Source organism: Thermorhabdus hydrogeniformans (genome assembly GCF_049310025.1).
Lineage (GTDB): Bacteria > Bacillota > Thermosediminibacteria > Thermosediminibacterales > Tepidanaerobacteraceae > JBJYKD01.
This window is the reverse complement of the sequence record NZ_JBJYKD010000147.1, coordinates 1-270: the sequence shown is the minus strand read 5'-3', so window position 1 is coordinate 270 and position 270 is coordinate 1. Positions and strand designations below refer to the sequence as shown.

The 270-nt window shown below is 41.1% G+C and carries 1 protein-coding gene; it reads left to right on the top strand.

Features of this window, described 5'->3' with window-relative positions; translation table 11 throughout:
• A partial coding sequence (locus ACKX14_RS15860) for a hypothetical protein (RefSeq protein WP_422449356.1) occupies positions 1-191 on the top strand: 191 nt, incomplete at its 5' end.
• Positions 192-270: the final 79 nt, after the last annotated feature.

Genomic DNA, 270 nt, shown 5'->3' with positions numbered 1-270 from the left:
CTTCTTTTAAAAGTACTTTTAACTCACATTCGAGATTCAGAGAGTGGAAATTTGTATCACTAGCAAAACAACTCAGCACACTGACTATTAAGAAAGAGGAAATCGAGTGGCCTCTTTCGTTTCTGGAAAGTCAAGCACCTCTTATGCAGGAGGAAGAGAGCGAGGAAGAGGAAAGAGCTCCTCTTTCCTGAACGAAATATGACATCTTAAACCTGAGCCAGTTTTGGAGAGAGTGCGGTTCATGGACAAGGGGGAAAAGAAATAAAGAAA